27 protein-coding genes are annotated in these 25,835 nt (G+C 35.9%); 17 read left to right on the plus strand and 10 right to left on the minus strand.

Annotation, left to right across the window (positions count from 1 at the left end; all coding sequences use genetic code 11):
- Positions 1–128 precede the first annotated feature (128 nt).
- The 4 genes from OMO38_RS03445 (at position 129) to OMO38_RS03460 (ending at position 4,025) form a co-directional block, all read left to right on the plus strand.
- Positions 129–518: a DUF4293 domain-containing protein gene (locus OMO38_RS03445; protein WP_264748826.1), complete on the plus strand. Its 390-nt coding sequence runs from the start codon at positions 129–131 to the stop codon at positions 516–518.
- Positions 519–840: 322 nt separating this feature from the next.
- Positions 841–1,767, plus strand: a complete 927-nt coding sequence (locus tag OMO38_RS03450) for a M28 family peptidase (protein WP_264748827.1) — start codon at positions 841–843, stop codon at positions 1,765–1,767.
- A 50-nt stretch (positions 1,768–1,817) separates the two neighbouring features.
- The gene (locus tag OMO38_RS03455; protein WP_264748828.1) at positions 1,818–3,656 is read left to right on the plus strand and encodes an ABC transporter ATP-binding protein; all 1,839 of its coding nucleotides are present in this window, start codon (positions 1,818–1,820) and stop codon (positions 3,654–3,656) included.
- A gap of 21 nt (positions 3,657–3,677) precedes the next feature.
- Complete coding sequence (locus OMO38_RS03460) at positions 3,678–4,025, plus strand: DUF1801 domain-containing protein (protein ID WP_264748829.1); 348 nt, start codon at positions 3,678–3,680, stop codon at positions 4,023–4,025.
- Positions 4,026–4,193: 168 nt separating this feature from the next.
- Here the strand turns inward: OMO38_RS03460 and OMO38_RS03465 are convergent, their stop codons facing one another.
- The 5 genes from OMO38_RS03465 to rsfS all read right to left on the minus strand — a co-directional run bounded on the left by OMO38_RS03465 (position 4,194) and on the right by rsfS (position 8,830).
- A complete protein-coding gene (locus OMO38_RS03465; protein ID WP_264748830.1) occupies positions 4,194–4,847 on the minus strand; it encodes a phosphatidylserine decarboxylase family protein in 654 nt (217 codons plus the stop codon).
- A gap of 3 nt (positions 4,848–4,850) precedes the next feature.
- The gene (locus tag OMO38_RS03470; RefSeq protein WP_264748831.1) at positions 4,851–5,723 is read right to left on the minus strand and encodes a phosphatidate cytidylyltransferase; all 873 of its coding nucleotides are present in this window, start codon (positions 5,721–5,723) and stop codon (positions 4,851–4,853) included.
- 24 nt (positions 5,724–5,747) lie between these two features.
- Positions 5,748–6,329, minus strand: a complete 582-nt coding sequence (locus OMO38_RS03475) for a lactate utilization protein (RefSeq protein ID WP_264748832.1) — start codon at positions 6,327–6,329, stop codon at positions 5,748–5,750.
- A gap of 133 nt (positions 6,330–6,462) precedes the next feature.
- Positions 6,463–8,445 carry an ATP-dependent zinc metalloprotease FtsH gene (gene ftsH / locus OMO38_RS03480; protein WP_264748833.1) on the minus strand — a complete coding sequence of 661 codons (1,983 nt, stop codon included), beginning with the start codon at positions 8,443–8,445 and terminating at the stop codon, positions 6,463–6,465.
- A 16-nt stretch (positions 8,446–8,461) separates the two neighbouring features.
- Positions 8,462–8,830: a ribosome silencing factor gene (gene rsfS, locus OMO38_RS03485; RefSeq protein ID WP_129535260.1), complete on the minus strand. Its 369-nt coding sequence runs from the start codon at positions 8,828–8,830 to the stop codon at positions 8,462–8,464.
- An 86-nt stretch (positions 8,831–8,916) separates the two neighbouring features.
- Between rsfS and OMO38_RS03490 the strand changes: the two genes are divergently transcribed.
- Positions 8,917–9,630, plus strand: coding sequence for a biotin--[acetyl-CoA-carboxylase] ligase (locus OMO38_RS03490; RefSeq protein WP_264748834.1), 714 nt, complete (start codon positions 8,917–8,919; stop codon positions 9,628–9,630).
- Here OMO38_RS03490 and OMO38_RS03495 read toward each other — a convergent pair.
- From OMO38_RS03495 to OMO38_RS03510, 4 genes are read right to left on the minus strand one after another with little or no spacing between them, the layout of a single operon-like run.
- A complete protein-coding gene (locus OMO38_RS03495) occupies positions 9,624–10,736 on the minus strand; it encodes an LptF/LptG family permease (protein ID WP_264748835.1) in 1,113 nt (370 codons plus the stop codon). The two genes, OMO38_RS03490 and OMO38_RS03495, sit on opposite strands and share 7 nt — an antisense overlap.
- 9 nt (positions 10,737–10,745) lie before the next feature.
- Positions 10,746–11,879, minus strand: coding sequence for a tRNA guanosine(34) transglycosylase Tgt (gene tgt / locus OMO38_RS03500; RefSeq protein ID WP_264748836.1), 1,134 nt, complete (start codon positions 11,877–11,879; stop codon positions 10,746–10,748).
- Positions 11,880–11,881: 2 nt separating this feature from the next.
- Positions 11,882–12,250, minus strand: a complete 369-nt coding sequence (locus OMO38_RS03505) for a DUF4296 domain-containing protein (protein ID WP_264748837.1) — start codon at positions 12,248–12,250, stop codon at positions 11,882–11,884.
- Positions 12,247–12,963, minus strand: coding sequence for a polyprenol monophosphomannose synthase (locus OMO38_RS03510; protein WP_264748838.1), 717 nt, complete (start codon positions 12,961–12,963; stop codon positions 12,247–12,249). Before OMO38_RS03510 ends, OMO38_RS03505 begins: the two co-directional genes overlap by 4 nt.
- 76 nt (positions 12,964–13,039) lie before the next feature.
- On the opposite strand from OMO38_RS03510, the gene OMO38_RS03515 reads away from it, so the two are divergent.
- The 4 genes from OMO38_RS03515 to OMO38_RS03530 all read left to right on the plus strand — a co-directional run bounded on the left by OMO38_RS03515 (position 13,040) and on the right by OMO38_RS03530 (position 17,061).
- Complete coding sequence (locus OMO38_RS03515; protein WP_406567274.1) at positions 13,040–13,708, plus strand: DUF4271 domain-containing protein; 669 nt, start codon at positions 13,040–13,042, stop codon at positions 13,706–13,708.
- Between the two features lie 12 nt (positions 13,709–13,720).
- Positions 13,721–14,461: a uroporphyrinogen-III synthase gene (locus tag OMO38_RS03520; RefSeq protein ID WP_264749122.1), complete on the plus strand. Its 741-nt coding sequence runs from the start codon at positions 13,721–13,723 to the stop codon at positions 14,459–14,461.
- Between the two features lie 157 nt (positions 14,462–14,618).
- Positions 14,619–16,664, plus strand: a complete 2,046-nt coding sequence (locus tag OMO38_RS03525; protein ID WP_264748840.1) for a S9 family peptidase — start codon at positions 14,619–14,621, stop codon at positions 16,662–16,664.
- A gap of 55 nt (positions 16,665–16,719) precedes the next feature.
- Positions 16,720–17,061 (plus strand): hypothetical protein, encoded by a 342-nt coding sequence (locus OMO38_RS03530; RefSeq protein WP_047443168.1) that lies wholly within the window; start codon positions 16,720–16,722, stop codon positions 17,059–17,061.
- A gap of 102 nt (positions 17,062–17,163) precedes the next feature.
- On the opposite strand, the gene OMO38_RS03535 is transcribed toward OMO38_RS03530, so the two are convergent.
- On the minus strand, positions 17,164–17,661 hold the full coding sequence (locus OMO38_RS03535; protein WP_264748841.1) for an SRPBCC family protein: 498 nt from the start codon (positions 17,659–17,661) through the stop codon (positions 17,164–17,166).
- Between the two features lie 198 nt (positions 17,662–17,859).
- Here OMO38_RS03535 and OMO38_RS03540 point away from each other — a divergent pair, with 198 nt between their 5' ends.
- The 8 genes from OMO38_RS03540 (at position 17,860) to OMO38_RS03575 (ending at position 25,815) form a co-directional block, all read left to right on the plus strand.
- Positions 17,860–19,407, plus strand: coding sequence for a sensor histidine kinase (locus OMO38_RS03540; protein WP_264748842.1), 1,548 nt, complete (start codon positions 17,860–17,862; stop codon positions 19,405–19,407).
- Positions 19,408–19,471: 64 nt separating this feature from the next.
- Positions 19,472–20,158 carry a response regulator transcription factor gene (locus OMO38_RS03545; RefSeq protein ID WP_047443171.1) on the plus strand — a complete coding sequence of 229 codons (687 nt, stop codon included), beginning with the start codon at positions 19,472–19,474 and terminating at the stop codon, positions 20,156–20,158.
- A gap of 88 nt (positions 20,159–20,246) precedes the next feature.
- Complete coding sequence (locus OMO38_RS03550; protein ID WP_264748843.1) at positions 20,247–20,906, plus strand: hypothetical protein; 660 nt, start codon at positions 20,247–20,249, stop codon at positions 20,904–20,906.
- A 22-nt stretch (positions 20,907–20,928) separates the two neighbouring features.
- Positions 20,929–21,285: a hypothetical protein gene (locus OMO38_RS03555; RefSeq protein ID WP_264748844.1), complete on the plus strand. Its 357-nt coding sequence runs from the start codon at positions 20,929–20,931 to the stop codon at positions 21,283–21,285.
- Positions 21,286–21,395: 110 nt separating this feature from the next.
- The gene (locus OMO38_RS03560) at positions 21,396–24,089 is read left to right on the plus strand and encodes a TonB-dependent receptor domain-containing protein (protein ID WP_264748845.1); all 2,694 of its coding nucleotides are present in this window, start codon (positions 21,396–21,398) and stop codon (positions 24,087–24,089) included.
- Positions 24,090–24,228: 139 nt separating this feature from the next.
- A complete protein-coding gene (locus OMO38_RS03565) occupies positions 24,229–24,645 on the plus strand; it encodes an OsmC family protein (RefSeq protein WP_264748846.1) in 417 nt (138 codons plus the stop codon).
- A 128-nt stretch (positions 24,646–24,773) separates the two neighbouring features.
- Positions 24,774–25,397 carry a TetR/AcrR family transcriptional regulator gene (locus tag OMO38_RS03570; RefSeq protein ID WP_264748847.1) on the plus strand — a complete coding sequence of 208 codons (624 nt, stop codon included), beginning with the start codon at positions 24,774–24,776 and terminating at the stop codon, positions 25,395–25,397.
- The gene (locus tag OMO38_RS03575; protein WP_264748848.1) at positions 25,390–25,815 is read left to right on the plus strand and encodes a PaaI family thioesterase; all 426 of its coding nucleotides are present in this window, start codon (positions 25,390–25,392) and stop codon (positions 25,813–25,815) included. Before OMO38_RS03570 ends, OMO38_RS03575 begins: the two co-directional genes overlap by 8 nt.
- Positions 25,816–25,835 lie beyond the last annotated feature (20 nt).

Raw genomic sequence — 25,835 nt, forward strand, 5'->3', positions numbered from 1 at the left:
AATTAGTTGTGAGTAAGAAAAGTAAGTCCGGTGACTTTTGTTTTCAAGTACATTGTATATTGCAAATCTACACTTATTTTTGAATTGTGCAAAATTTATGTTATTTTTGCTCCTGAATTTAAAATTCTATGTTACAGAGAATACAGACTATTTGGATTTTGCTGTCAGTTTTAGCGGCGGCATTCCTATATATTACAGGACAGGATGTAGAAGTTTTCGGAAACACTCCGATCATCAGCATTTCATCCATTGTTTTGGTTTTGATAGGCGCTTTCAGTTTGTTTAGCTTTAAAAACAGAAAAAGACAGATCATGCTGAATAATATCAGCATCATTATAAACGCTTTGTTGATTGGTATATTGGTGTACTGGATGCAAAACTTATCCGGAGGAATTGATTTTCCTGAGAAGGGTATTGAGCCAGTTTTCCCATTGATTGCGGTAATTTGTTTGTTTTTGGCAAACGTATTTATCAAGAAAGATGAGAGGCTCGTAAAATCTGTAGACAGACTTCGATAACCTTACAATGATTTTTTTTGAGTAAGAACAGTTCCTGCAAAGGAGCTGTTTTTTTATGTAAAAATTTTAAATATTTGTTTTAATTTTCTAAACCTCACAGGTTTTAAAAACCTGTGAGGTTTGACTACGCTCTACCTACTAGCAAGAAATTACGTTCAGAATTTACTTAAATTTAACCAAAATTATTTTTTTCACTTAATTAAGTAATTAAAAATATCAAAACACTCTGCGAATGTGCAAATCTCTAGGAAAATATAATTTAAGTGTCTATGAAACGTTTTAATAAAAACTTCGACAGATTCAATTAAAATAAAAATTCAATATGAAAAAACTAACCTACCTTGTTTTATCTCTCTTTTCTGTACCCATATTTGCACAGGAAGTTTCAACTGAAAGAATAAAAACTGTGATCTCTACCCTCGCATCCGATGATATGAAAGGTCGGGAAATAGGAACTCCTGAAAATGATAATGCGGCCAATTATATCGCTACACTTTTCAAAGAAAACAATTTAGACTATTGCACCGGCACTTCCTATCTCGTTCCTTTTAATTACAAAGGAAAAACAGCGTACAACGTTTGCGGAATCAAAAAAGGAAAATCTGACAAAACTTTGGGCTTTTCCGGGCACTTTGATCACATCGGAGTGAGCAAAAAAGGAGGTGATGACATCATCTACAACGGCGCAGATGACGATGCCAGCGGAATTACAACGTTGGTCGGCATCGCAGATTATTTTAAAGATAAAAAACCTGAGTTCTCAATGGTTTTCATGGCATTCAATGGGGAAGAAAAAGGAATGCTGGGTTCAACCGCAATTTCGACGGATAAAAATTTAGATAAAATTTATACCAATCTTGCTGCACTTTTCAACTTCGAAATGGTGGCTACAGAATCTGAGTTTGGTAAAAATGCAGTTTTCATCACCGGTGACGAGTTTTCTGACCTTGATGAATTATTTAATCAATATGCTGTGAACAGTTTAAAAATACATCCCGATCCTTACGCTTCGGAACAACTATTTTACAGGTCAGACAATGTGAGTTTTGTAAAGAAAAAAATCATTGCTCATTCTATTTCTACTGCAGACATGAGTAAAATTAAGCATTATCATCAGTTAAATGACGACATCAATGTGGTTGACTTCGACAATCTTACGCAGCTGATCAATAATTTCGGGAAGACATTGGAAAAATTAAACACTAAAAATTTCAACCCGAAGTATAATGACAAAGTAAAATTCAATTAAAAACGTCATATCATTATATTTTAATTAATTTTGCTATCCAATTTTATTGAATGAACGAATATAAAAAAATACTAAAATTCGCAAGGCCGCATCAGAAATATATTTACGGAAGTTTATTCTTCAATCTGATGTATTCTTTATTTCAGATTGCTTCATTAGGAACAATTTTGCCGGTGTTGGGAATGCTTTTCGGAACCATCAAACGTGAAGATTTCAAATCTGCTCCGGTTTATTCGGGAGACTTAGTTGATTTATTCTCCTATCTAAAACAGTATTCCAATTATTACATTCAAACTTTAGTTGATGATTATGGCACCCTGAATGTTTTGGCTTGGTTATGTATTGTCACAGCTTTTATGTTTTTATTGAGAAATCTTTTCAGATATTTAGGCTCATTTCTTCTTATCAATTACCGCGTAGGAGTAACGAAAGATCTTAGAGGCGCCATGTATCGCAAGATTTTATCATTGCCTGTATCATTTTTTACAGACAGCAGAAAAGGTGATATGATGTCCCGTATGTCAAACGACGTAGGTGAAGTGGAAGGAAATATTCTAGGAAGCTTAGTGGAATTAATTAACGCTCCTTTTATGCTGATTAGCACACTGATAAGTCTTTTTTGGCTGAGTTCAGAACTTACACTTTTTTCTCTTTTGGTTTTACCTGTAATGGGAACTATGATTGCTTTAATCGGGAAAAGTCTTAAAAAAGATTCTCATGAAGCTCAAAACGAAATGGGAAATATATTTTCTATTGTAGATGAAACGCTGAAGTCTTCGAAAGTCATCAAAATTTTCAGTGCAGAAAAAATAATGGATAACCGTTTTATGGGTTCTATGCAAAAATGGATTAACAGCTCGATAAGATTAGGCAGAAAAAAAGAATTGGCATCGCCCATCAGTGAGTTCCTTGGCTCTGTTACTTTTCTCATTATTGCCTGGTATGGCGGTAAACAAATTATTGTAGACCAAAGTATAGCTCCGGAAGATTTTTTAGTGTTTTTAGGAATGTTCTTCCAGATTTTACCTCCCGTAAAAAGTTTATCGTCTTCTATTTCTAATGTTCAGAAAGGTGAAGCTTCTCTACACAGAGTTTTGGAAATTTTGGAAGCCGATGTGAAGATTGAAGAGATTGCAGAACCTGTATCAATTGAAAATCTTGATGCTCATATTCAGTTTAAAGATATTGGATTCTACTATGACAAATCTAATTTGATCTTAAAAAACTTTAATCTTAATATTCCAAAAGGAAAAACAGTTGCTTTGGTAGGTCAGAGCGGAAGCGGAAAAACCACGATTGCCAATCTGTTAGCGAGATTTTATGACGTTTCTGAAGGTGAAATTTTAATCGACGAAACCAACATTAAACATCTGAAACTGACTGACTACAGAAAATTACTGGGCATGGTAACCCAGGAATCTGTACTGTTCAACGATACGGTTTACAACAATATTCTGATGGGTAAACCTGAGGCAACGAAAGAAGAGGTTGTAGCTGCAGCAAAAATCGCCAATGCCGATCTGTTTATCACTCAATTGCCAAATGGTTATGATACCAACATCGGTGATGACGGAGGAAAGCTTTCCGGCGGACAGAAACAGAGAATCTCTATCGCAAGAGCGGTTCTGAAAAATCCACCGATTATGATTTTGGACGAAGCAACTTCTGCTTTAGACACAGAATCTGAGAAGTTTGTGCAGGACGCACTTGAAAAGATGATGGAAAACAGAACTTCCCTGGTGATTGCCCACAGACTTTCAACCATTCAAAAAGCCGACTGGATTGTAGTGATGGAGAAAGGCGACATCGTAGAACAGGGAACACATCAGGAACTTATAGCAAAACGAGGAACGTATCACAAACTCGTGGAGCTTCAAAATTTTGACTAAATCTTTTAAATTCAGTTTAAAATGAATCCTATACAAGAGTACTTCTTCAGAATTAACGAACCTGAACGGAGTACTCTTTTGTTTTTAAGGAAAAAAATATTAGAATCAGATACTGAGAATATTACGGAGACTTTGAGCTTCGGTCTTCCCTTTTTTAAATTTAAAAAGAAAATGCTTTGTTATCTGTATTACAGCAAAAAACATCAGAAACATTATATCAGTTTCTATCATGGTGATAGGCTAGACCACCCGAAGTTGCTTTCAGAGGGCAGAAAGAAGTTTAAAATCCTGTTAGTTGACATGGATGAGGATTTGCCCGTTGAATTAATTTTAAGCCTGATAAACGAGGTTAAACAACATATTAAATAATCTCGACATCACTAAAGCATCAACCGATAAAACTTTGATTTTACGCAAAAGAGCAAACATTTACAATCTTACTCACTCACCATACCTCAAAATTTAAATCCGGAATATTTCCACAAAAAAACCGTCACTTTCGAAACGGTTTTTGATTTGTATAATTTTAATTTGATATTAATCTTTCATGCGGGCAATCACATCAATACCGCCTTTCGTTTTATCGCCAATCTTACAGATAATTTCGGTGTCTAAGGGAAGAAAAATATCCATTCTTGAACCAAATTTAATGAAACCGAATTCGTGACCAGCTTTTGCAGAATCGCCTTCATTACAGTAGAAAACAATCCTTCTTGCCACATATCCTGCAATCTGTCTGAACACCACCTTATGGTTGGTTAAGCTTTCTACAGCTACCGTTGTTCTTTCATTTTCAGTAGATGACTTTTCATGCCAAGCTACCAGATATTTCCCCGGATGATATTTTTTATAAATTACATTTCCGGAAACTGGATATCGGCAGATGTGAACATTCAGTGGAGACATAAAGATAGAAACCTGAATTGCTTTTTCCTTTAAAAATTCGGTCTCATCTACTTCTTTAATCATCACTACTTTACCATCTACAGGCGCGATAACGTTTTCTGTATGATCTAAAATATCCCGATTTGGAACCCTGAAAAACCAAAATACCAAACTGTAAATAACCAGTAATGGAATGATAATTAAAAGCGACCACATTTCAAGAAAATAAATAGCCGTAATAGCAATAACTGCAAAAAGCACGGTAGCTACAACGATCGTTCCTTTCGATTCTTTATGTAATTTCATGAGTTATATAAATTTTTCTAAAATAAAGTACAAATATACGACAGGTACGCAGATTAAAAAACTGTCAAGTCTATCTAATACACCACCATGTCCGGGAATAATGTTTCCGCTGTCTTTTACCCCGAAAGTTCTTTTCAGCTGGCTTTCTACCAAATCTCCCAACGGAGCAAATGCTGCAATCAGAAAACCAACAATCATCCAGTTTCCTCTGAGCTGTGGCTGATACATTTCAACAAAATAAGAAAGAACTAAGGTAAGCACCACTCCACCGGCATAACCTTCCCAGGTTTTTTTAGGTGAAATTTTTGGAGCCATCTTATGTTTGCCGATAGATTTCCCCACCAAATATGCAAATGTATCGCTGCTCCATATTAAGATAAAAAGGAAAATCACTTCCAGAGAAAAATTGCTGTCGTAAGAAGAGTATTTTGGCAATCCTAATGCAAAAGAAAATGGCAGTGCTACATAAATGACCGTAAAAATAAGCTTTCCGCTATCAAAATACAGCTCACTTGTAAATTTAAATAAAGTGACAACCGCAATGACAATCAGCGCAATTGCCAGAATCTCTGACAACCTGAAGTCATAATAAAAGTCATGATAAAAAAATCTTTTCGAAAACAAGTAAAAGATCAGCAGCACTATGGGGAGGACAATCCATTTTTCATAGCCATCACCAAATTTCATAATCTTAATACACTCCCAAGTTCCAACCAATAAAAGAAATGTGATAAGTCCGTAATAGAGATACTGCTGTTTTACAAGACCGGGAGAAATGGAATCCAGAAGCTGAGCTCCCAATGGTGTAGTACAGAGAATAATGACTGCAATATAAACAATCCCCGAAATGGTTCTCTGAATAAGATTTTTGTCCAAAATTTAAAATTTAGAAATGTGATGCTAGTCTTCTAACAACAATAGAAACAGTTTGGTGTTATTGTTAGCTGCCGTATCCAGTTTAGAATGATTTCCGCTTATTGAGGTAAGATTCTTAATGTTTCCTGTACGTTTGATTTTTCCCATGGCATCGTTAAGATTGTTAACGATTTGGGAAATGTTCGCCATAATAACGATTTTCGAAGGTAACCGTGAAGAATGGTAATGCAGGATATTATTGTGGGAAAGCATAATTCTTCCGTCATATGCGATAAGATACTCACATGTGATAAATGCCGCATCATTTGCGAGCTCTAGCTGTGGTGTATGTGAAATTTTCAGAACATTCAAAAAATTCTGCAGATCTTTATCACAACAAAACACAGAGTTTACACCTTCAATTTTGAGGATCTGGTTCAACGTCTGCAAAGCTTCAGCTTCATCAGCGCAATAATTAAAGAAACCTCCTGAGTGGGTAAACAATTGGGCAAACTTATAATCAAGATCAGCATTTTTCAGCGAATCTCCTAGCTTCTCCAGACTTTGTTTGTCTTCTTCCTCAGGCTGATTAGTTAGTTTGCTTACAATTCTCTTAAATAAACTCAACTTAATGTATTTTTAGTCAACTTAATACAAAAATAGAAAATTAATTAGAATTTTTTCTAATAATATCGCTATAAAATGAAAAAACCCAGCAATTAAAAAATCACCGGGCTGTATTCAATTGAATATAAATATCTTAAAGCTGAGCAGGACTTTCTGGTGCCTGAATTTCGCTCTCTTCTATTTTTTCATGTAAAGGAATGGTATTGGTTACCGGTCTCTCTGTCAATTCGGGATCCCAAGCTCTCTTACCGAAGATATCTTCAAGGTCTTCACGGAAAATCACTTCTTTTTCTAAGAGTTTATTTGCCAATGCATTCAGTTTATCTTTATTCTCACTTAAGATTCTCACTGCTCTTTCGTACTGATGCTCGATAATTGTTTTTATCTCGGTATCAATTTTAGATGCAGTAGCTTCAGAATACGGTTTTCCAAAGTTGTATTCTGACTGTCCTGAACTGTCATAGTAAGAAATATTACCAATATTAGGACTCAGTCCGTAAATCGTAACCATAGCCTGCGCTCTTTTAGTTACTGTTTCAAGATCTGAAAGCGCACCTGTAGAAATATTATTAAATATAACCTGCTCTGCCGCTCTACCTCCTAAAGTAGCACACATTTCATCTAACATCTGCTCAGTAGTCGTCAGCTGTCTTTCTTCCGGAAGATACCAAGCCGCACCTAATGAACGTCCTCTAGGAACAATGGTTACTTTCAACAGTGGCGAAGCATGCTCTACCAACCAAGAGATCGTTGCATGACCTGCTTCGTGGAAAGCTACTCTCTTCTTTTCAGAAGGTTTGATTGCCATATTTTTCTTTTCAAGACCTCCGATGATTCTGTCAACGGCGTCTAAGAAATCCTGTTTATTTACAAATTCATGACTGTTTCTTGCTGCAATCAATGCTGCCTCGTTACATACATTTGCAATATCAGCACCACTGAAACCAGGAGTCTGTTTTGCCAGGAATTCTCTGTCTATACTTTCATCAAGTTTGATCTTCCTTAAATGAACATCAAAAATCTCTCTTCTTTCATGCAATTCCGGAAGATCTACATAAACTGAACGGTCAAAACGGCCAGCTCTCATCAATGCTTTATCCAAAATATCAGCTCTGTTGGTTGCCGCCATTACGATTACATTCACGTCGGTTCCGAAACCGTCCATTTCTGTAAGCAACTGGTTCAATGTATTTTCTCTTTCGTCGTTTCCGCCTGAGAAATTGTTTTTACCTCTTGCACGTCCAATTGCGTCAATCTCATCAATGAAGATGATTGCAGGAGATTTTGCTTTTGCCTGAGCAAACAAATCTCTTACTCTTGAAGCTCCTACCCCAACAAACATTTCAACAAAATCTGAACCTGACAATGAGAAGAAAGGAACTTTAGCTTCACCTGCTACAGCTTTCGCCAATAACGTTTTACCAGTTCCCGGAGGGCCAACCAATAGTACACCTTTAGGAATTTTACCTCCCAATTTCGTGTATTTTTCAGAGTTTTTCAGGAAATCTACCACTTCCTGCACCTCTTCTTTAGCGCCTTCTAAACCTGCAACATCTTTAAATGTTGTCTGAATTTTTTCTTTTTCGTCAAATAATTTGGCTTTAGATTTACCAATAGAGAATATCTGTCCTCCAGGGCCTCCACCGCCTCCCATTTTTCTGAAAAGGATGAAATAGAATAATCCTAAAATTGCTATCCAGATTAAAGCTGAGAACAAAATTTCCGTGAACGGACTTTTTCCTTCAGCATAATCTTTAGAAGTTTTTATCGCTGGATTATCTTTTTTAATGGTTTCAAATTTCTCTAAAAAAAGCTGTAGATCACCATATTTCAGGCTATAATCAGCTTTTGAAGACATACCTAAATTTGAAAAAGGATTTGCTTTATCTTCTTTTTTTACGGTCGCTGTCTTAGCAGCTTGTGTTAAAAATACTTCCGCTTTCTGCGCCTGCTTATCAATCAACACATTCTGAACTTTTCCTGTCTGCATTTCTCTGAAGAAAGCATCTTCGTCAATAGTTTTTGCATTGTTGTCACCCAAAAAATTTGAGCCGAAAAATAACAAAAGGGCAATTATTGCGATTGGGAAAAACCAGTTAAATCCTTTATTATTCATTTAATACTTTTAAAATTTATACTTCACTTTCTATTTTGGTGATTTTTGCATCACCCCAAAGTTCTTCAATATCGTAATACTGACGAGTTTCTTTTTGGAAGATATGTACGACAACGGTTACATAATCTACCAAGACCCACATTGAGTTTTCTGTACCTTCAACGTGCCAAGGTCTGTCCTGAAGATCGTTTCTTACTTTCTTTTCTACACTTCCAGCTAATGCCGAAACCTGTGTATTTGAGTTACCACTACAAATTATAAATGTTTCTGCTACCGAATTTTCAATTTTTGAAAGGTCGAAAATCATAATGTCTTCACCCTTTACATCCTGGATAGCTTCTACAATTTTATCTATTAGCGCTTGCTTTTCTACTGTTTTGTTCATTAAAATATACTATAATCTGCAAATTTATTGTTTTTCTTTTACTTTAACCTTACTTTTAGGGTCTTAATGTCTTAAAGTTTTCTTAAATGAGTGAACTGTTTTATCAAAAAGAGTGTTCTTCTACTAATGACGAAATATCTCAGGTTTTACTTTACCCACATTCAAATTTTGTCGGTCTCTATACTTTTAATCAGACAAAAGGAAGAGGACAGTATGGAAACAGCTGGGCTTCCAGACCTGAGGAGAATCTCGCTTACACACTAGCTGTAAAAACAGAGAACATTACACTCACCGATTTTATGTTCAATTATTATACCGCGATAGCAATTCGGAACTACATTGCCAATTTGACTCAAAAACCCGTAAAAATTAAATGGCCGAACGACCTCATCCTGAAGAATAAAAAAATTGCCGGCATTTTAATTGAGAAGAAAAAAATCAATGGTGAACAGTACTTTATCATAGGAGCAGGAATCAACATTTTACAGGAAAAATTTGATGAAATTTCTAATGCTGGTTCTGTTTTTACACAGACTGGAGAAAGACTTGACTTAAAAAATTTCACGGAGAATCTGCACGAATTTTTAGTCGGAAAATTTAAACACATCACTTCCGAAAGCAATGTTCTGGGTGATTTTAATTTAAACTTATTCAGAAAAGATGAAATCTCCGTTTTCGAGATTGGCGGAAACAGACAAAATGGCATCATCCGAAAAGCTGATGAGAAAGGTGAAATCTGGATTGAATTCGAAGATGGATTACAGTCGTTCTATCACAAAGAAATAAAACTTCTTTACTGATTGGCTCTTCTGATGTAGAGAATTAAGGTCAACGGAAAAAAGATAATATTGGGAAACCACATCGCCAACGCCGGAGACATACTTTTGTTCTCTGAAACAACTTTTAAAGCTTCAAAAGAAAACACAAATACAAACGCCAGGGAAATTCCCAGTGCAAGGTTAATTCCCAGACCACCTCGTTTCTTTTGGGAAGAGAGCGACAGTGCTAAAAACGTCAGCAAAATAATAGAAACAGGCATTGAAGTTCTCTGATGAAATTCATTGAGGTGCGCATTCAGGTTGCTGTTTCCTTTTTCTTTTTCTCTGTCAATAAATTTTATAAGCTCGGGCGTGGTTTTATTCTGTCCTAAAAGTTCGTTTGGAAATAATTCTTCCGGAGCCTGTCCGTAACTCTTTCTAAGCTCAAAACCCTGTCCCAGTTTTTCAGTATCATCTTTATTGATGGTCTTTTCCAAATAAGTATTGAGTACAAACTGTTTTTTTTCAGCGTCCCAAAATGCATCGTTGGCCTTAAGTTCGTAGACCATTCTTCTGTCTTTGTTAAATTTCTGATAAACAAATCCGTAACCTCTTTTCTCACGTTTGTTCCACGAATTCACGAAGATATATTCGGTTTTACTTAATTGCGCAGAAACAGGAGCCGTACCTAGTATTTTCTCTTTATTGGCGGCATTGTACGTGTAGGCTTCGAGCTCATTTTTTTTAATATTGGCCCACGGAAGCACAAAATGATTCACCGTAAGCGATATCAAAGCAATAAATAATGATGTAAACAGATAAGGCTTTGCAAATCTGTGAAAACTTGCACCACTACTGATAATTGCAACAATCTCGGTATTATTTGCCATTCTAGACGTGAAATAAATCACCGAAATAAAAACCAGAATTGCCAGAAATGTAACGACAAGATTAATAATCCAGAAGGGATAAAAATGGATTAGAAAATAGGTTAAATCTAATTTCGGATCAATTGCTGTTGCATTTTCAATTCTCGGAATTTTCTGCTGAACATCAATTACCAAAACCACTGTAGACAGCAAAATCAGCATGAAACCAAAGGTTCCAAGATATTTTTTAATGATATATCCGTCTACAATTTTAAACATCCTAAAATTTTACAGTCTTTGTCTTAAAACAGGCACTACAGAATTTTTCCACTCGTAGAAATCTCCAGCTAAAATATGTTCTCTTGCAACTTTTACCAAATCTAAGTAAAATGCTAGATTATGAATAGAAGCGATCTGTTTTGCCAAATACTCTTTTGAAACGAATAAGTGACGCACATATGCTTTAGAATATTCTCTGTCAACAAAACTTGTCCCAAACTCATCCAATGGCGAAAAATCTTTCTTCCATTTCTCGTTTTTCAGATTCATCACACCCTGCCATGTGAAAAGCATTGCATTTCTGGCATTTCTGGTAGGCATCACACAATCCATCATATCGATTCCCAAACCGATTGATTCTAAAATATTCCATGGAGTTCCTACTCCCATTAAGTATCTTGGTTTATCTTTAGGCAGAATATCGGTCACCTCATCAGTAATTCTGTACAGTTCATCTTCAGGCTCGCCGACAGAAAGCCCTCCAATGGCATTTCCTTCAGCACCTGCTTCGGCAATAACTTCCGCAGAAATTTTTCTTAAATCTGAATAGGTAGAACCCTGAACAATTGGAAAGAATCTTTGTTTGTAACCGTATAATTCAGGATTTTGCTCATTCCAGTCCATGCACCTTTTTAACCAGCGGTGGGTCATTTCCATGGATTTTTTTACCTGATTGTAATGTGCGGGATATGCAACACATTCGTCAAAAGCCATAAAAATATCTGCACCAATCTGTCTCTGAATTTCCATTGATTTCTCCGGAGTAAATAAGTGTACACTTCCGTCGATGTGAGATTTAAATTTTACGCCTTCTTCGGACATTTTTCTTGTCCCCGAAAGTGAAAAAACCTGAAAGCCACCTGAATCGGTAAGAATAGGAAGATCCCAGTTCATAAATTTATGCAAACCTCCTGCTTCCTCCATCACTTCCATGCCGGGACGAAGGTATAAATGATAGGTATTTCCCAAAATAATCTGAGCTTTAATATCATCTTTTAACTCTCGCTGATGTACGGTTTTCACACTTGCAACAGTTCCTACCGGCATAAAAATCGGAGTCTGTACAACGCCATGATCTGTTACCAATTCTCCTGCTCTCGCTTTTCCCTGCGAAGTTTTTTCTATTTTAAAAAATTGCTGCATTTTTATCTTTCTAATTTCGGAAGTTTTGTGTTGGGTTTAGATTTGCCTTCCACAAAACCTTTTGCTTTTGGATCTTTCTCTAAGAGAATTTCCTTTGCGTCATCCACAATTTGATCCATTTTTCCTTTCACTACATAATATTTATAGCTTTCTATAAAATCGTCAGCTTTTATATTATGGGTTTTTAGGATATATCTAGTTCCGCTTTCTAAATTTTTACCCTGAAATACTGTAGTCACCTGATCGTTCATAGCTAAATCTGCCATGACCTCAGACATCGTACTTTTATCGAGGAGATTTTTTGGTTTGTCAATGTATTCGTTGCAGGAAACCAAAAATAAGAACGTAAAAAGCGCAATTATCTTTCTCATAACCTGTTGATAATTGATTTCCATTTTAAATTTAAAACACCAAAAACAGCTTCATGAATAATGCCGCCGTTCATTTTACTTTCGCCTAATTCTCGGTTGGTGAAAATGATTGGGACTTCTACGATTTTAAAACCTTTTTTAAAAGTTCTGAATTTCATTTCAATCTGAAAGCCGTAACCTTTTAACTTTACATTATCTAAACCGATTTCTTCTAAAACTTTTCTTGAAAAACACACAAAGCCCGCTGTCGTATCGTGAATAGATAACCCGAGAATAAATCTCACGTACTTTGAAGCGAAATATGAAAGCAAAACTCTTCCCATTGGCCAATTGACAACATTAACACCTTTAGAATACCTTGAACCGACCGCCATGTCTGCGTTGAGACAAGCTTCAAAGAGTTTAGGCAAATCGTTGGGATTGTGAGAAAAATCTGCATCCATCTCAAAAATGTAGTCGTAGTTGTTTTGCAATGCCCATTTAAAACCATGGATATAGGCTTTTCCTAATCCATCTTTGATGTGTCTTATTGACAAATGCAGGGTGTGAGGATGCTTTTTCTGTAATTCTTTGACGATATCTGCCGTTTTGTCGGGCGAAGAATCATCTACAACCAAAACATGAAACTCTTGATCCAATGCAAAAACAGCAGAAATTATCTTTTCGATATTCTCCTTTTCGTTGTAAGTTGGAATGATGACGAGTTTTTTCATTTCAATTTGCAAAGATAAGTTATTTAAGCTTTTTATTTTATACAAAATAATCTATAATTTTGCAAAAAATTACCCGTTGCCACAATCTCAAGATTTTACCAACCAAATAAGAATACCCGAAAGTAATGATTGGGTAGTTTTTATATTGATAGGATGCCTCTTCCTTTACATCTTTATGATGAACGTCATAGAAAGAGAAGCCAACCTGAAAGATTTTCTTCTTCAGAAATACTTTGACTCGAGCAATAACCTGCCGAGTTGGATCATTACATCATGCGTCATCATCCTAAGTTTGGCAGTATTAATCTCACAATACGTTCCGGTGGTACCCGAATACGCTGCAAAACTGCAGATTTTCGGATATCAAATGAACAAATTTGGGTACAGCCTGACTGCAGTTTCATTATTTTACTTTCTGAGAACTGCTCTCGGCTTTTTGTTCTACCAAAGTATAGGCGATGGGAAAAAGTGGACTATATTTTATTTTACCTCTACAAAATTCAACTTTATCCTCTCTATTTTAATCATAACACTCTGTGTAACCCACTATTATTTCCCAATCGACAGAAATAATGCGTTTGTATACTATTTTTACTTTTTTGTGTTTGTTTTTATTTTCAAGATTTTTTTCTACTTATTTCACAGAAACAACATCTTACCCCAAAAATGGTATTATAAATTTTTGTATATTTGCACGCTTCAAATAGCACCTCTTTTGTTGCTATGGAAGTTATTATTTATTTAATAAAAGTACATGATGAGAATAAAGTCTATATTGGTTTCTCAACCATCACCTAGTGAGTCTTCTCCGTATTTGGAAATTGCAAAGAAGGAAAAAATAAAGATTGATTTCCGTCCTTTTATCCACGTCGCAGGAGTTGACAACAAAGAACTCAGAACTCAGAAAATAGATTTAACGCAGTATACGGGTATTATTTTTACCAGTAAAAATGCAGTAGACCATTACTTCAGGTTAGCAGAAGAGCTTAGATTTTCTGTTCCTGACACGATGAGATACATCTGCCAGTCTGAAGCTATCGCAAATTATCTTCAAAAACACATCGTTTACAGAAAGAGAAAAATCAGCTTTGGAGAGAAAAATTTTGCAGATCTTTTGCCTCTGTTTAAGAAATTCCCTACTGAAAAATATTTACTCCCGTCATCTGACGTATTAAGCCCGGATATTCCGAAAACTTTGGATTCAGCAAATATTCAGTGGACAAGAGCAATTATGTACAGAACGGTTTGCAGTGATTTGACAGATATCAACATTAATGATTACGACATGTTGATTTTCTTCAGCCCACAGGGAATCAAATCTTTACAGCAAAACTTCCCCAATTTCAAGCAGGAAGAAACTAAAATCGGAGTTTTTGGTCCCACAACTTCTGCAGCAGCTGAAGAAGCAGGTCTAAAAGTAGATCTAATGGCTCCTACAAAAGAAAACCCATCTATGACGATGGCTCTTGAAAAATATATTAAAAGTTTACACAAATAGTTTTTAAAACTTTAAATCATACAGCCGTCTTTTCGATCAAAGGAAAGATGGCTTTTTTTTAATTAAATTTGAACAAAAATTAATATTGAATAATTATCATTTTAAATGCTCATTTTTCTGCATTAAAAATTATTCAATTTAAAATTAAAAATTTCTGATGAAAGCTCCACAGGCAAAAAAAATAGAAAATATACTCGAAATTCACGGCGACAAAAGAATTGACAATTACTTTTGGATGAACGACCGAGAAAATCCTGAAGTCATTAAATATCTTGAAGAGGAAAATGCTTACGAAGAGGCGATGATGAAAGAAACGGAAGCTTTTCAGGAAGACCTTTACGAGGAAATGAAAGCCCGTTATAAAAAAGACGATGAGTCTCTTCCCTATTTCTTTAATGAATACTGGTATATCGTACGTTACGAAGAAGGTAAAGAATATCCTATTTTCTGCAGAAGATTCCAAACCATGGAAAATCCTGAAGAAATTATTCTAGATGTCAACATTTTGGCAGAAGGTCATGAGTTTTTTGAAGTGGCTAATGTTGCGGTAAGCCCGAATAATGAGTTGGCTTCATTCTCAGAAGATAATGTTGGAAGAAGAATTTACAGCTTAAATTTTAAAGATTTAAAAACTGGAGAAATTCTTCCAGACAAGATAGAAAATACAACAGGAAAAGCCGTTTGGGCAAATGATAACAGGCACGTTTTTTATATTAGAAAAGACGAAAGTCTTCGTGCATACAAAGTGTACCGACATGAGCTTGGAACAAATCCTTCCGACGATGTTTTGATTTTTCATGAAGAAGATGAAACTTTTGACGTGAATGTTTTTAAAACCAAATCTTTAGAATACATTTTTCTAGCGAGCTCGAGCACGATTTCAGATGAGCATCATTTCATCCCTTCTGATAACGTTTTTGCAGAGTGGAAAGTTATTCAGTCAAGAATTGACGATTTAGAATATTCTGTCGAACATTATGAGGATGAATTTTACATTATCACCAACGCAGACGACGCTACCAATTTCAAAATTGTTAAAACTAAGATCGACAATTGTGGAATGGAAAACTGGGTGGATGTAATCCCGCACCGCGCCGAAGTTTTACTGGAAGGTTTTGAGATTTTTAAAGATTATCTTGTCCTGGAAGAAAGAGAGGAAGGGCTTTTACAGATTAAAATCATCAACGAGAAGAATGGAGAAACATATGATCTACCTTTTTCTGATCCAACTTACACCGCTTATATCGGTTTAAATTTAGAATTTAATACTGAGATTCTGCGATACGGATACACTTCGCTTACGGTTCCGAGTTCTACATTTGAGTATAATATGAAAGACAAAACCACCAAACTTTTGAAACAACAGGAAGTTTTGGGCGGAAAATTTGTGGCAGAAAACTATATTTCAGAAAGAATTTGGGCAGACTCAAGAGACGGAGAGGAGAGAATTCCTATTTCTCTGGTTTATCATAAAGACACAAAAAAAACAGCCGATACTCCGGTTCTTTTATATGGTTACGGAAGTTACGGGCACACGGTTGATGCAAGTTTTTCTAATGTAAGACTTTCTCTTTTAGATCGCGGTTTTATCTATGCCATTGCACATATCCGCGGTGGAGAATATTTGGGAAGAGAATGGTACGAAGACGGGAAAATGCTTTTCAAAAAGAACACGTTTTTCGATTTCATCGATGCCGGAAAATATTTAATTAGAGAAAATTATACTTCATCAAGACACCTTTATGCAATGGGCGGAAGTGCGGGCGGTTTGTTGGTAGGAGCTGTCGTTAATTATGAACCTCAATTATTCAACGGAATTGTTGCCCAGGTACCTTTTGTAGATGTGGTGACAACCATGCTCGATGAAACAATTCCTCTGACGACCGGAGAATATGATGAATGGGGAAATCCGAATGATGAAGAGTATTATCATTATATGAAAGATTACTCGCCATACGACAATGTAGAAGCTAAAGATTATCCGAATATGCTGATTACGACAGGCTTTCATGACTCGCAAGTTCAGTATTGGGAACCTGCAAAATGGGTTGCAAAATTACGAGAGCTGAAGACTGATGATAATCTTTTATTATTTAAAACCGATATGAGCTCCGGCCATGGCGGTGCCAGCGGAAGATTTGAATCCTTAAAGGAAGACGCACTGGAATATGCGTTTTTGATGAAACTTGAACATAAAATTTAATTAAAATCAAACGTAAAACCTTTGATTTAATCACAATAAAATAAATTCTTAAAAGATGACAGAAGCAGAATTATGGGCTAAGGTTGAAGAATTTTTCGTAATCAATTTCGACACAGAGAAGCATCCGCAGATTGACACCATTTTATTTTTAATTGGCGTTCAGGAACTGGGAAGCGGACAACAAAAATATACAAAAGACGACAAGCTCAACATTCTTCACATTGCAGTGTGCAGGTTATTAGAACCTTTTGGTTACTTCAAATTTTCTCATTACGACAAAGACGGATATCCACATTTCGAGGAAGTGGAAAAACTTCCGGAACTGAAACCTAACGAGCAACAGCTTTTGATGAAAAAAGCGATTATTCATTATTTTCAGGAAGAGGAATTGATTTGAAAATGAGCAATTTAAAATTATTCATTATAAAAGATGGAAAGTACACTTACTTTCCATCTTTTTATTTAGTAAACAGAATGAAATATTCAAATCACTTCAAAATCAAATTTTTAGATTATTAAGAATTTCTTCCAACTGATTTAAACCCATTTTGAAACCTTCTTCAAAACCCATTTCCAATTGCTTTTTCATATCTTCTTCAGTCTGAAAATGCATATTGACCGACAGCTTTGTACCTTCTTCAACTCCCGTAAATCCTAATAACCATTTGGTCTGTGGGAAACTTTCATCAATTTTTCCGTCTGCGTCACAGAAGGCATCGATTCCGTCAAAACTTCTTCCATCATTGATTTCGCCATATTTTACCTGAGAATACATTTTCTCACCGTCGGGACCATTCATTGAATAGAACCAAATTCCTCCTTCTTCAAAATTGAGATTTTCTGTAGTACATTTCCAGGGCTTCGGAGCCCACCATTGATCGAGCAATTCTGCCTGGGTAAAATAATCCCAAACTTTTGAAACTTCAGCATCGTAAACTTTCATAACGTAGATACTTTTAGAATCAAAATCTTTATTAAAAACAATTTCTGAACTCATTAGGTATATTTTTATTTAAAATTAGAAATTTAAACTTAGAAACCACTAAATATTTCCCAACAAAAAACCTACAATTCGTAAAAAAATGTTAAAAAACACGATTTTAAGAAAATGAATGCAATTTTTTGGCGCATTTTTTGTTTATATCGTCGTAAAATATTTAATTTTAACATTTGTAATTACAAATTATTATATTCAATGAATAACAAGTTCATCCCAATAATCTCAGTGTTTATGACGATCTCACTAATTGTCTTTGTTACACTGCAGTTTTATTGGCTTAAAGGTTACTATGGAGCACTGGAACAGGAGTTTTCCAACAAAGTGTATACCGCTCTGGAAAATACCACCAAAACAGTTTCTGACTTAGAAGTTAATAAGATTTTAAATGAAAATTATGACAATTTCAGAGACAATGTTTTAGCTAATAATAAGCAACCTTCATTAACGACTATTCAGCAGTCTATAGATTCAGGAACGCAGCGATCTATTATATATTCTAAAAATCTAATTGAGCAAAAGCAACTTCCCATTTCCAAAAGAGGAGATTCTTTGAGTTTGACTACCCTTTACACGGATGAAGCTGCCTACAAAATAAAAAAAGACACTACTAAAAGAGAGCAGTTAACTTCTGAGATTAATCAGGACATCCAAAGCGGCGACTGGGGAATGAGGGAATTTGTGAAGGTCAACGGAAACAATTTACCGATCACCAAACGTGTTGACTCAAAAATATTAGATTCTATCATTACCAAAGAATTGAGTATGAAGGGTATTTCTGCCAATTTCGGTTATGGTGTCATGGATAAAAACAATAAATTAACCAACGTCGTTAACAAAATTTTTAAAGATAAAAAAGAGGGCAATACGTATTCTTACCCGCTATTTACAGATACCAAAGACCGTACGCTTTACACATTGTCTTTAGTTTTCCCTAAAAAGGAATATTCTTTGGCAATGAACAACTGGCCGATGCTTCTTGGAACTTTTCTTTCGCTGCTGACGATTTTGGGAATTTATATTATTTCCATTAATTATATGATGAAGCAGAAGAAGATCGCCGAGATCAAAACTGACTTTATCAACAATATGTCTCATGAGTTTAAAACTCCGCTGGCAACAATTTCAGTAGCAACAGATTCTCTGGCGAATGACAAAATTGCCACCAATCCCGAGAAAGTAAGATATTATTCCAGCCTTATTAAACAGGAAAACCTGAGAATGAAAAAGCAGGTGGAGAACGTTCTCAATATGTCTAAACTTGAAAGGAATGAGGTAAAATTATTCCTGAAAGAAACCAATGTAAGAGAACTTATCAAAAGAACAACAGAATCTTTCGGACTTATTGTTTCGCAGAGAAACGGTACATTGAGACAGGAGTTTAATGCCAGCAAGTACACTTTTAAAATTGATGAATTTCACATTTCAAATATGCTGGTCAACCTTTTGGATAACGCCAATAAATATTCTCCCGAAGCACCGGAAATAGATGTGAAAACTAAAAACGAAGGCAACTGGTACGTCATTGAAATTTCTGATAAAGGAATGGGAATGGAAACTGAAAACAAGACCAGAATTTTTGAAAAATTCTTCCGTGAAGAAACCGGAAATATCCATAATGTAAAAGGACAGGGACTGGGACTTTCATACGTAAAGAAAATCATTGAACTGCATAAAGGTCAGGTCATTGTAGATTCGGAAAAAGACAAAGGAAGTAAGTTTATTATTAAACTTCCAATGGCGTAATGATAAATGGTCAACGATAATTGATCAATATTGAAAAATTTAAATAATTAAACAAATAAAAGATATGAGTAACAGAATATTATTAGTAGAAGACGACCAAAGTTTCGGAGCTGTTTTGAAAGACTACCTTTCGATTAATAATTTTGAAGTAACATTGGCAGTTGACGGTGAACAGGGACTTAAAGAATTTACCGAAAATGAATTCGACATCTGTATATTCGACGTAATGATGCCGAAAAAAGATGGTTTTTCTTTGGCTGAAGACGTAAAAAAAATTGATAAAAATACACCGATCATATTTCTTACCGCAAGAAATATGAGAGAAGACATATTGAAGGGTTACCAGTTGGGTGCTGACGATTATATCACAAAACCATTTGATACTGAATTACTTTTATACAAAATCAAGGCGATACTTCAGAGAAGTTCTACTCTGGAAAATGAAGAGCAGGAACAGTTTAAAATCAGCAACATTTTCTTTGACTCAATGTTGAGACAGTTGAGAGTTGGAGACAATGAATACAAACTTTCACCTAAGGAAAATGAACTACTGAAGTTACTATGTCTCCACAGAAACGATTTTATGCCGAGAGATCTGGCTTTAAGAAAAATCTGGAAGAAAGAGAATTACTTTACTGCAAGAAGTATGGACGTATACATTGCCAAACTGAGAAAACTCCTGAAGGATGATGACGGCTTAGAAATTATTAACGTTCACGGCGAAGGTTTCAGACTTTTGGTTAAGAACTAACCAAACGTTAAAATACCAATATAATATCCAAATTAGCAAAGCATTTGAAAATGTTTTGCTAATTTTGTTTTTTACGATTAACTGTCATATGAAAAATACATTTTTAGGGATCATCGTTGCAGGATTGGTAGTAATTTCATGCAAAAAAGATGAAAAACCCACTTACATAAAAGACGAAACTGGAGCTCAGCAATCTGTAGCGACAGTGAATAATACTCCACAACCATCATTACTGAATCAAGCCGGAATTCCAACTGCTGCACCAAGTTCGCCGTCAGTTGCTACGGCACCGGGAATGAATCCTCCTCACGGAGAGCCTGGACACAGATGCGACATTCCAGTTGGTCAGCCACTCAACGGAGCTGGCGGTACACCTGCACAGTCAGCGAGCCCTTCTACACAAAATGTTACAGTAAACGGTAACAATTCTGTGCAGATAGACCCAAATGCGGTGAGCCCGGGAAAAATAATGATAGATCAAAACGGTAAGCAGGTAAAAACAGCGCCGGGAATGAACCCTCCTCACGGTCAGCCAGGTCACAGATGCGATATTCCTGTGGGACAGCCTTTAAACAGTAAACCTGCAGCGGCTAATCAACCAACTGCACAGACAACTCAGGTACAGGCTCCGCAGCCAATGCCGGCAACTCAATCTGTAGCAAATAATACAGGTCCGAAACCAAAATTGAATCCTGCACATGGCGAGCCTTGGCATGACTGTGCTAAAAAAGTTGGCGAGGCACTATAATTTTTTTTCGTAAGTTTGCACTGTGAAGCACATTCAGATCTTATTAATTATCTTTTGTTTAGGAATTTTCTTGATTCCTAAAGATAATTTCTATGCTCAGGCCTCACAGGAAAACTGTTGTAAAACCGACTCAAAAGCAGACAGCTGCTGCGACAAAGACCACAACAGTCACGATTCGAAAGACGGAAAATCTTCTTGCAATGACGATTGTTGCTCTTTCTGTATGACGTGCCATACTTTCGTAGAGAATCTATCCGCAAAGACTTTATTTTTCAATCATTCTCCTTTCAAAACGGAGAGAAAATTAGAATTTCAATATTCTGACCCTCATATTTCAGACAGTTTAAAAGACATTTGGCAACCGCCGAAGTTAGGTTAATTAAAAAAAAATGTACCGATGTATCCGTATACCAATCTGCCACTGATTGTTATGCTATTACGTTGTGAAGATTGTTACATTAATTCAATTAATCTAAATTTTTAAACAAAATGAAATCATATACTACCAAGATATTCCTTGGCTTATTCCTGTTATTTACCCCCTTTATTTTCGCTCAGAATCTTCATAAAAGCCAGTTTCAGGTAAAAGGTAACTGCGAAATGTGTAAAGAAAGAATAGAATCTGCTGCACTTAAAGCAGGAGCTAATGCAGCGAGATATTCAATTGATTCACAGACGCTTACTTTGGAAACTTCAGACAGCGTTTCATCTGATGATATACTTAAAAAAGTTGCAGACGCAGGGCACGATAATGAAAAATTTAAAGCGACTGATGAAAACTATCAGAAACTGCCGGGATGCTGCCTCTACAACAGAGAAGAGCAAACTACAGTAACTCCAGCGACAGAAAATCATGATCATACTAAAAATGAAAATGAATATTTCGTGAAAGGAAACTGCGAATCTTGTAAGGCCAGAATTGAAAAAGCAGCGAAATCTGCAGGAGCAAAATCTGCAGACTGGAACGCAGAGAAACAAACCGTTACATTGGATTTCGATTCCTCGAAAACTTCAGCAGATCAAATTTTGAAAAAAATTGCCGAAGTGGGACATGATAACGAAAAGTATAAAACCACCGATGACGTTTACAAAAATCTTCCAGGATGCTGCCTGTATGACCGTGAAACTGAATTTGGAGAAAAGAATGTGAACGTACATTCTGATCAAGCTGTTAAGGAGCAGAATTCAGAAAAACACGACCACTCAGACCCAAATCATCAGCACGATGGAAAAGCTAAGAACATTGAAGAAGTTAAACTATCGGTATCGAAAGCAACAACGTCAATCAATAAAAAAGAAGCTGGTCTGGTATTTAATATTGATTCTAAAGAATTATTAAAGGCAGCCTGCTGTAATTTATCAGAAAGTTTTGAAACCAATGCTACCGTAGATGTATCTTTCAGTAATGCGGTAACCGGAACAAAGCAACTTAAGATGTTGGGACTGGATCAGAAATACACGAGTCTTACAAAAGAGCTGTTACCTGAGATCAGAGGTTTAGCTTCTGCCTACGGCTTAAATTTTATTCCTGGTAGATGGATTGAAAGTATCCAATTGACAAAAGGTGGAAGTACCGTGACCAGTGGCTATGAAAGCATTACAGGACAAATCAATACCGAACTTATCAAACATTCTGAAAAATCTGAGACTTCTTTAAATTTGTTTTCAGACTTTAACGGAAGAGCGGAAGCTAATATTACGCACGTTGAACCTATTAACGATCACTGGACTCAAACTTTTCTTCTTCACGGTAACGGAACTTTCGGAGACACCGACATGAATGACGACGGTTTTCTGGACCGACCGAAAGGAACACAGTTAAATGCAGCTTATTTATTGAATTTTAATGACTTAGAACACTCCGGATTCGGCTCACATTTCGGAATCAATTTTGTGAAGGACGAAAGAACTGCAGGACAGATCGGTTTCGATAAAAAACTTTCACAGGACAAACAAACTGCTTACGGAGTCGGGATCGACATCTCAAGATTTCAGGTTTGGAACAAGACAGGATATGTTTTCAAAGGAAAACCCTATCAGAGTTTAGGCTGGATGAACCAATATGTGTATCATCAGCAGGACAGCTTTTTTGGACTTAGAAATTACGCCGGACAGCAACATACGTATTATTCAAATTTAATTTTTGAAAGCATCATTGGAAATACAAACCACAAGTATAAAACCGGAGCGAGCTTTATGTATGACACATACAATGAAGACTATCTTACAGACAATTTCAAAAGAAACGAAATTGTTCCCGGAATTTTTGCAGAATATACTTTAACAGGTTTGAAATACACTTTAGTTGCGGGTGCGAGAGCTGATTTTCATAATTTGGCAGGTACACAGTTTACACCAAGATTAAATTTTAAGTATGATTTTACTCCGCAAACTATCCTGAGATTATCTGCAGGACGAGGCTTCAGAACGGCTTCAGTTTTTGCAGAGAACCAGCAGTATTTTGCATCCAACAGAAATATTCAGATTCTACAGAATGGCGGAGATATTTATGGATTAAGACCGGAAATAGCATGGAATTACGGAGCAAGTTTACAGCAGGAATTCAAATTATTTGGAAGAAAATCAACCTTAATGGCAGATTTTTTCAGAACAGATTTTCAGGATCAGGTTTTGGTAGATCTTGACCGTTCACCTCAGCAACTGACTTTTTATAATTTAGAAGGAAAATCTTTTGCCAATTCATTTCAGACCCAGTGGGATTTTACCCCTTTCAAAAATTTTGATATTAGACTGGCCTACAAATATTACGACGTACAGGCAGATTACATGGATGGAAGAAGAGAAATTCCGTTTATGGCGAAGCACAGAGGATTTGTAAATCTTGCGTATACTACCAACAAGAATACAAAAGGAGGATTTTGGAGCTTTGATACAACACTGAATGTGGTCGGAAAACAAAGACTTCCCAATACAGCAAGTAATCCTGCAGAATTCCAAATTCCAACGTATTCGGAATCTTATGCCATCGTCAACGCGCAGATTTCAAGAAATTTCAATCAGAAAATCAGAGCTTATGTAGGAGGAGAGAATCTGACATCTTATCATCAAAAAAATGCAATTGTAGACTTCAGAAATCCTTTCGGAAATTATTTTGACGGCGGAATGGTATACGCACCGATAATGAAAGCCAATTTCTATCTAGGACTGGATGTGAGTTTTTAATCTGGTGGTTGCATAATTTTCAAATTATCTCACTTCCAAATTTTCAAATTAAAATAAAGCATGATTTCAACAAATTAATACAGTTGTCATCATGCTTTTTCGTATTTTTATCTTTAAATTTTTAAACATAAAATATTATATGAAACGTAACGCAACAGCCGTTTGGAACGGTACCGTAAAAGAAGGAAAAGGTCACATCACGACTCAAAGCACAACCTTAAATCAAACTCAATATTCGTTCGGCAGCCGTTTTGAAGACGGTGTAGGAACAAATCCTGAAGAATTGTTGGCAGCAGCACACGCAGGATGTTTTACAATGAAACTGAGCGCAGAACTTTCTCAAGCAGGTTTTACACCTGACGAACTGACTACAAAATCTGTCATCACTCTTGACCCGAGCATCGGAAAAATCACTAAATCTGAATTGACTCTAACGGCAAAAGTTCCTGGAATTTCTGAAGAAGATTTTCAGAAATACGCTAAAATCGCAGAAGAAGGATGCCCTGTAAGCCAGGCTTTTAGTTTTGAAATAACTTTGAACGCAACTTTAGCTTAAGTTTTAAATAAAATTAACCAACAAACAGATAAAGTCTGAGAACAAAATTATTCTCAGACTTTATTTTTGAAATAAAATATACCGATTGGTATATTTTTACTATATTTGCATACCGTTTTTAGGTAAAAATGTCTAAAGCAGATAAAACCAAGCAGTTCATCATCGAGAAAACCGCAGCCTTGTTCAACAGCAAAGGCTATACAAGAACATCTCTATCCGACATTTCTGAAGCGACCGGCCTAACCAAAGGAAGCATCTATGGAAATTTTGAAAACAGAGATGAACTGGCCATAGAAGTTTACAAATTCAATTCCGGTCTGCTTGGAAAAAATTTACTGAGATCTTTTGGCGATGAATTCCCCACTCTACTCGATAAACTGTATGCATTTGTCGCTTTCTACCGAAAAAACTGGCATTTTGTTTTCGCGAACGGAGGCTGCCCGATTATGAATGCGGCAACAGAATCTGATGACACTTTCCCAAATCTTAAAAAGCAGGTTGCTATTTCCTTTGAAAACTGGAAGAAAACCGTTTCAAAAATTATTATAAAAGGTCAGGATACCGGAGAATTTAATAAAAAAATAAGTGCAGAAGAATATGCATCCCTTTTCATTATGCTGATTGAAGGTGGTATTCTCCTTTCAAAAACTACAGATGATGAAAAATATCTTAATCTTGCTTTAGACAGAGTAATTTCAATTATCGACCGAGAGATAAAATCACCATCATTAAAAAATTGGGATTATGGATAAACTGGCACAGCTGCAGGCATTCGTTGGTAAAGAATTCACAGAATCTCCTTCTCCATTCATGAGGTGGCTAAATCCTGTTGTAGTTTCTGCTGAGGAAGGTCAAATTGAATTTCAGTATACTGTAAGACCAGAATGGCTGAATCCTATGGGAAATTTACACGGTGGAGTAACTGCAGCAATTATGGATGATATCATCGGTGCAACTATGTTTTCTCTGAATGAAAAAACTTTTATCGTAACCGTCAACAACACCATTGACTATTTCTCGACCGCAAAAGAAAATGATCACATCATAGCAGAAACCAAAATCATTAAAAGAGGTAAACAATTTGTGAATACACAGTGCGAAATCTGGAATGAAGATAAAACTCGCCTGATTGCAAGAGGAACCTCTAATTTATTTAAAATCAATAACTAAACATAAAACCGTCAATATTT

Source organism: Chryseobacterium kimseyorum (genome assembly GCF_025971945.1).
GTDB lineage: Bacteria > Bacteroidota > Bacteroidia > Flavobacteriales > Weeksellaceae > Chryseobacterium > Chryseobacterium kimseyorum.

Excerpts from the sequence above, each read along its gene's own strand:
- OMO38_RS03445 (WP_264748826.1), top strand. The coding sequence starts at position 129 with ATGTTACAGAGAATACAGACTATTTGGATTTTGCTGTCAGTTTTAGCG.
- OMO38_RS03450 (WP_264748827.1), top strand. The coding sequence starts at position 841 with ATGAAAAAACTAACCTACCTTGTTTTATCTCTCTTTTCTGTACCCATA.
- OMO38_RS03455 (WP_264748828.1), top strand. The coding sequence starts at position 1,818 with ATGAACGAATATAAAAAAATACTAAAATTCGCAAGGCCGCATCAGAAA.
- OMO38_RS03460 (WP_264748829.1), top strand. The coding sequence starts at position 3,678 with ATGAATCCTATACAAGAGTACTTCTTCAGAATTAACGAACCTGAACGG.
- OMO38_RS03465 (WP_264748830.1), bottom strand. The coding sequence starts at position 4,847 with ATGAAATTACATAAAGAATCGAAAGGAACGATCGTTGTAGCTACCGTG.
- ftsH (WP_264748833.1), bottom strand. The coding sequence starts at position 8,445 with ATGAATAATAAAGGATTTAACTGGTTTTTCCCAATCGCAATAATTGCC.
- rsfS (WP_129535260.1), bottom strand. The coding sequence starts at position 8,830 with ATGAACAAAACAGTAGAAAAGCAAGCGCTAATAGATAAAATTGTAGAA.
- OMO38_RS03490 (WP_264748834.1), top strand. The coding sequence starts at position 8,917 with ATGAGTGAACTGTTTTATCAAAAAGAGTGTTCTTCTACTAATGACGAA.
- OMO38_RS03495 (WP_264748835.1), bottom strand. The coding sequence starts at position 10,736 with ATGTTTAAAATTGTAGACGGATATATCATTAAAAAATATCTTGGAACC.
- tgt (WP_264748836.1), bottom strand. The coding sequence starts at position 11,879 with ATGCAGCAATTTTTTAAAATAGAAAAAACTTCGCAGGGAAAAGCGAGA.
- OMO38_RS03505 (WP_264748837.1), bottom strand. The coding sequence starts at position 12,250 with ATGAGAAAGATAATTGCGCTTTTTACGTTCTTATTTTTGGTTTCCTGC.
- OMO38_RS03510 (WP_264748838.1), bottom strand. The coding sequence starts at position 12,963 with ATGAAAAAACTCGTCATCATTCCAACTTACAACGAAAAGGAGAATATC.
- OMO38_RS03520 (WP_264749122.1), top strand. The coding sequence starts at position 13,721 with ATGAGAATAAAGTCTATATTGGTTTCTCAACCATCACCTAGTGAGTCT.
- OMO38_RS03525 (WP_264748840.1), top strand. The coding sequence starts at position 14,619 with ATGAAAGCTCCACAGGCAAAAAAAATAGAAAATATACTCGAAATTCAC.
- OMO38_RS03530 (WP_047443168.1), top strand. The coding sequence starts at position 16,720 with ATGACAGAAGCAGAATTATGGGCTAAGGTTGAAGAATTTTTCGTAATC.
- OMO38_RS03535 (WP_264748841.1), bottom strand. The coding sequence starts at position 17,661 with ATGAGTTCAGAAATTGTTTTTAATAAAGATTTTGATTCTAAAAGTATC.
- OMO38_RS03540 (WP_264748842.1), top strand. The coding sequence starts at position 17,860 with ATGAATAACAAGTTCATCCCAATAATCTCAGTGTTTATGACGATCTCA.
- OMO38_RS03545 (WP_047443171.1), top strand. The coding sequence starts at position 19,472 with ATGAGTAACAGAATATTATTAGTAGAAGACGACCAAAGTTTCGGAGCT.
- OMO38_RS03550 (WP_264748843.1), top strand. The coding sequence starts at position 20,247 with ATGAAAAATACATTTTTAGGGATCATCGTTGCAGGATTGGTAGTAATT.
- OMO38_RS03560 (WP_264748845.1), top strand. The coding sequence starts at position 21,396 with ATGAAATCATATACTACCAAGATATTCCTTGGCTTATTCCTGTTATTT.
- OMO38_RS03565 (WP_264748846.1), top strand. The coding sequence starts at position 24,229 with ATGAAACGTAACGCAACAGCCGTTTGGAACGGTACCGTAAAAGAAGGA.
- OMO38_RS03570 (WP_264748847.1), top strand. The coding sequence starts at position 24,774 with ATGTCTAAAGCAGATAAAACCAAGCAGTTCATCATCGAGAAAACCGCA.
- OMO38_RS03575 (WP_264748848.1), top strand. The coding sequence starts at position 25,390 with ATGGATAAACTGGCACAGCTGCAGGCATTCGTTGGTAAAGAATTCACA.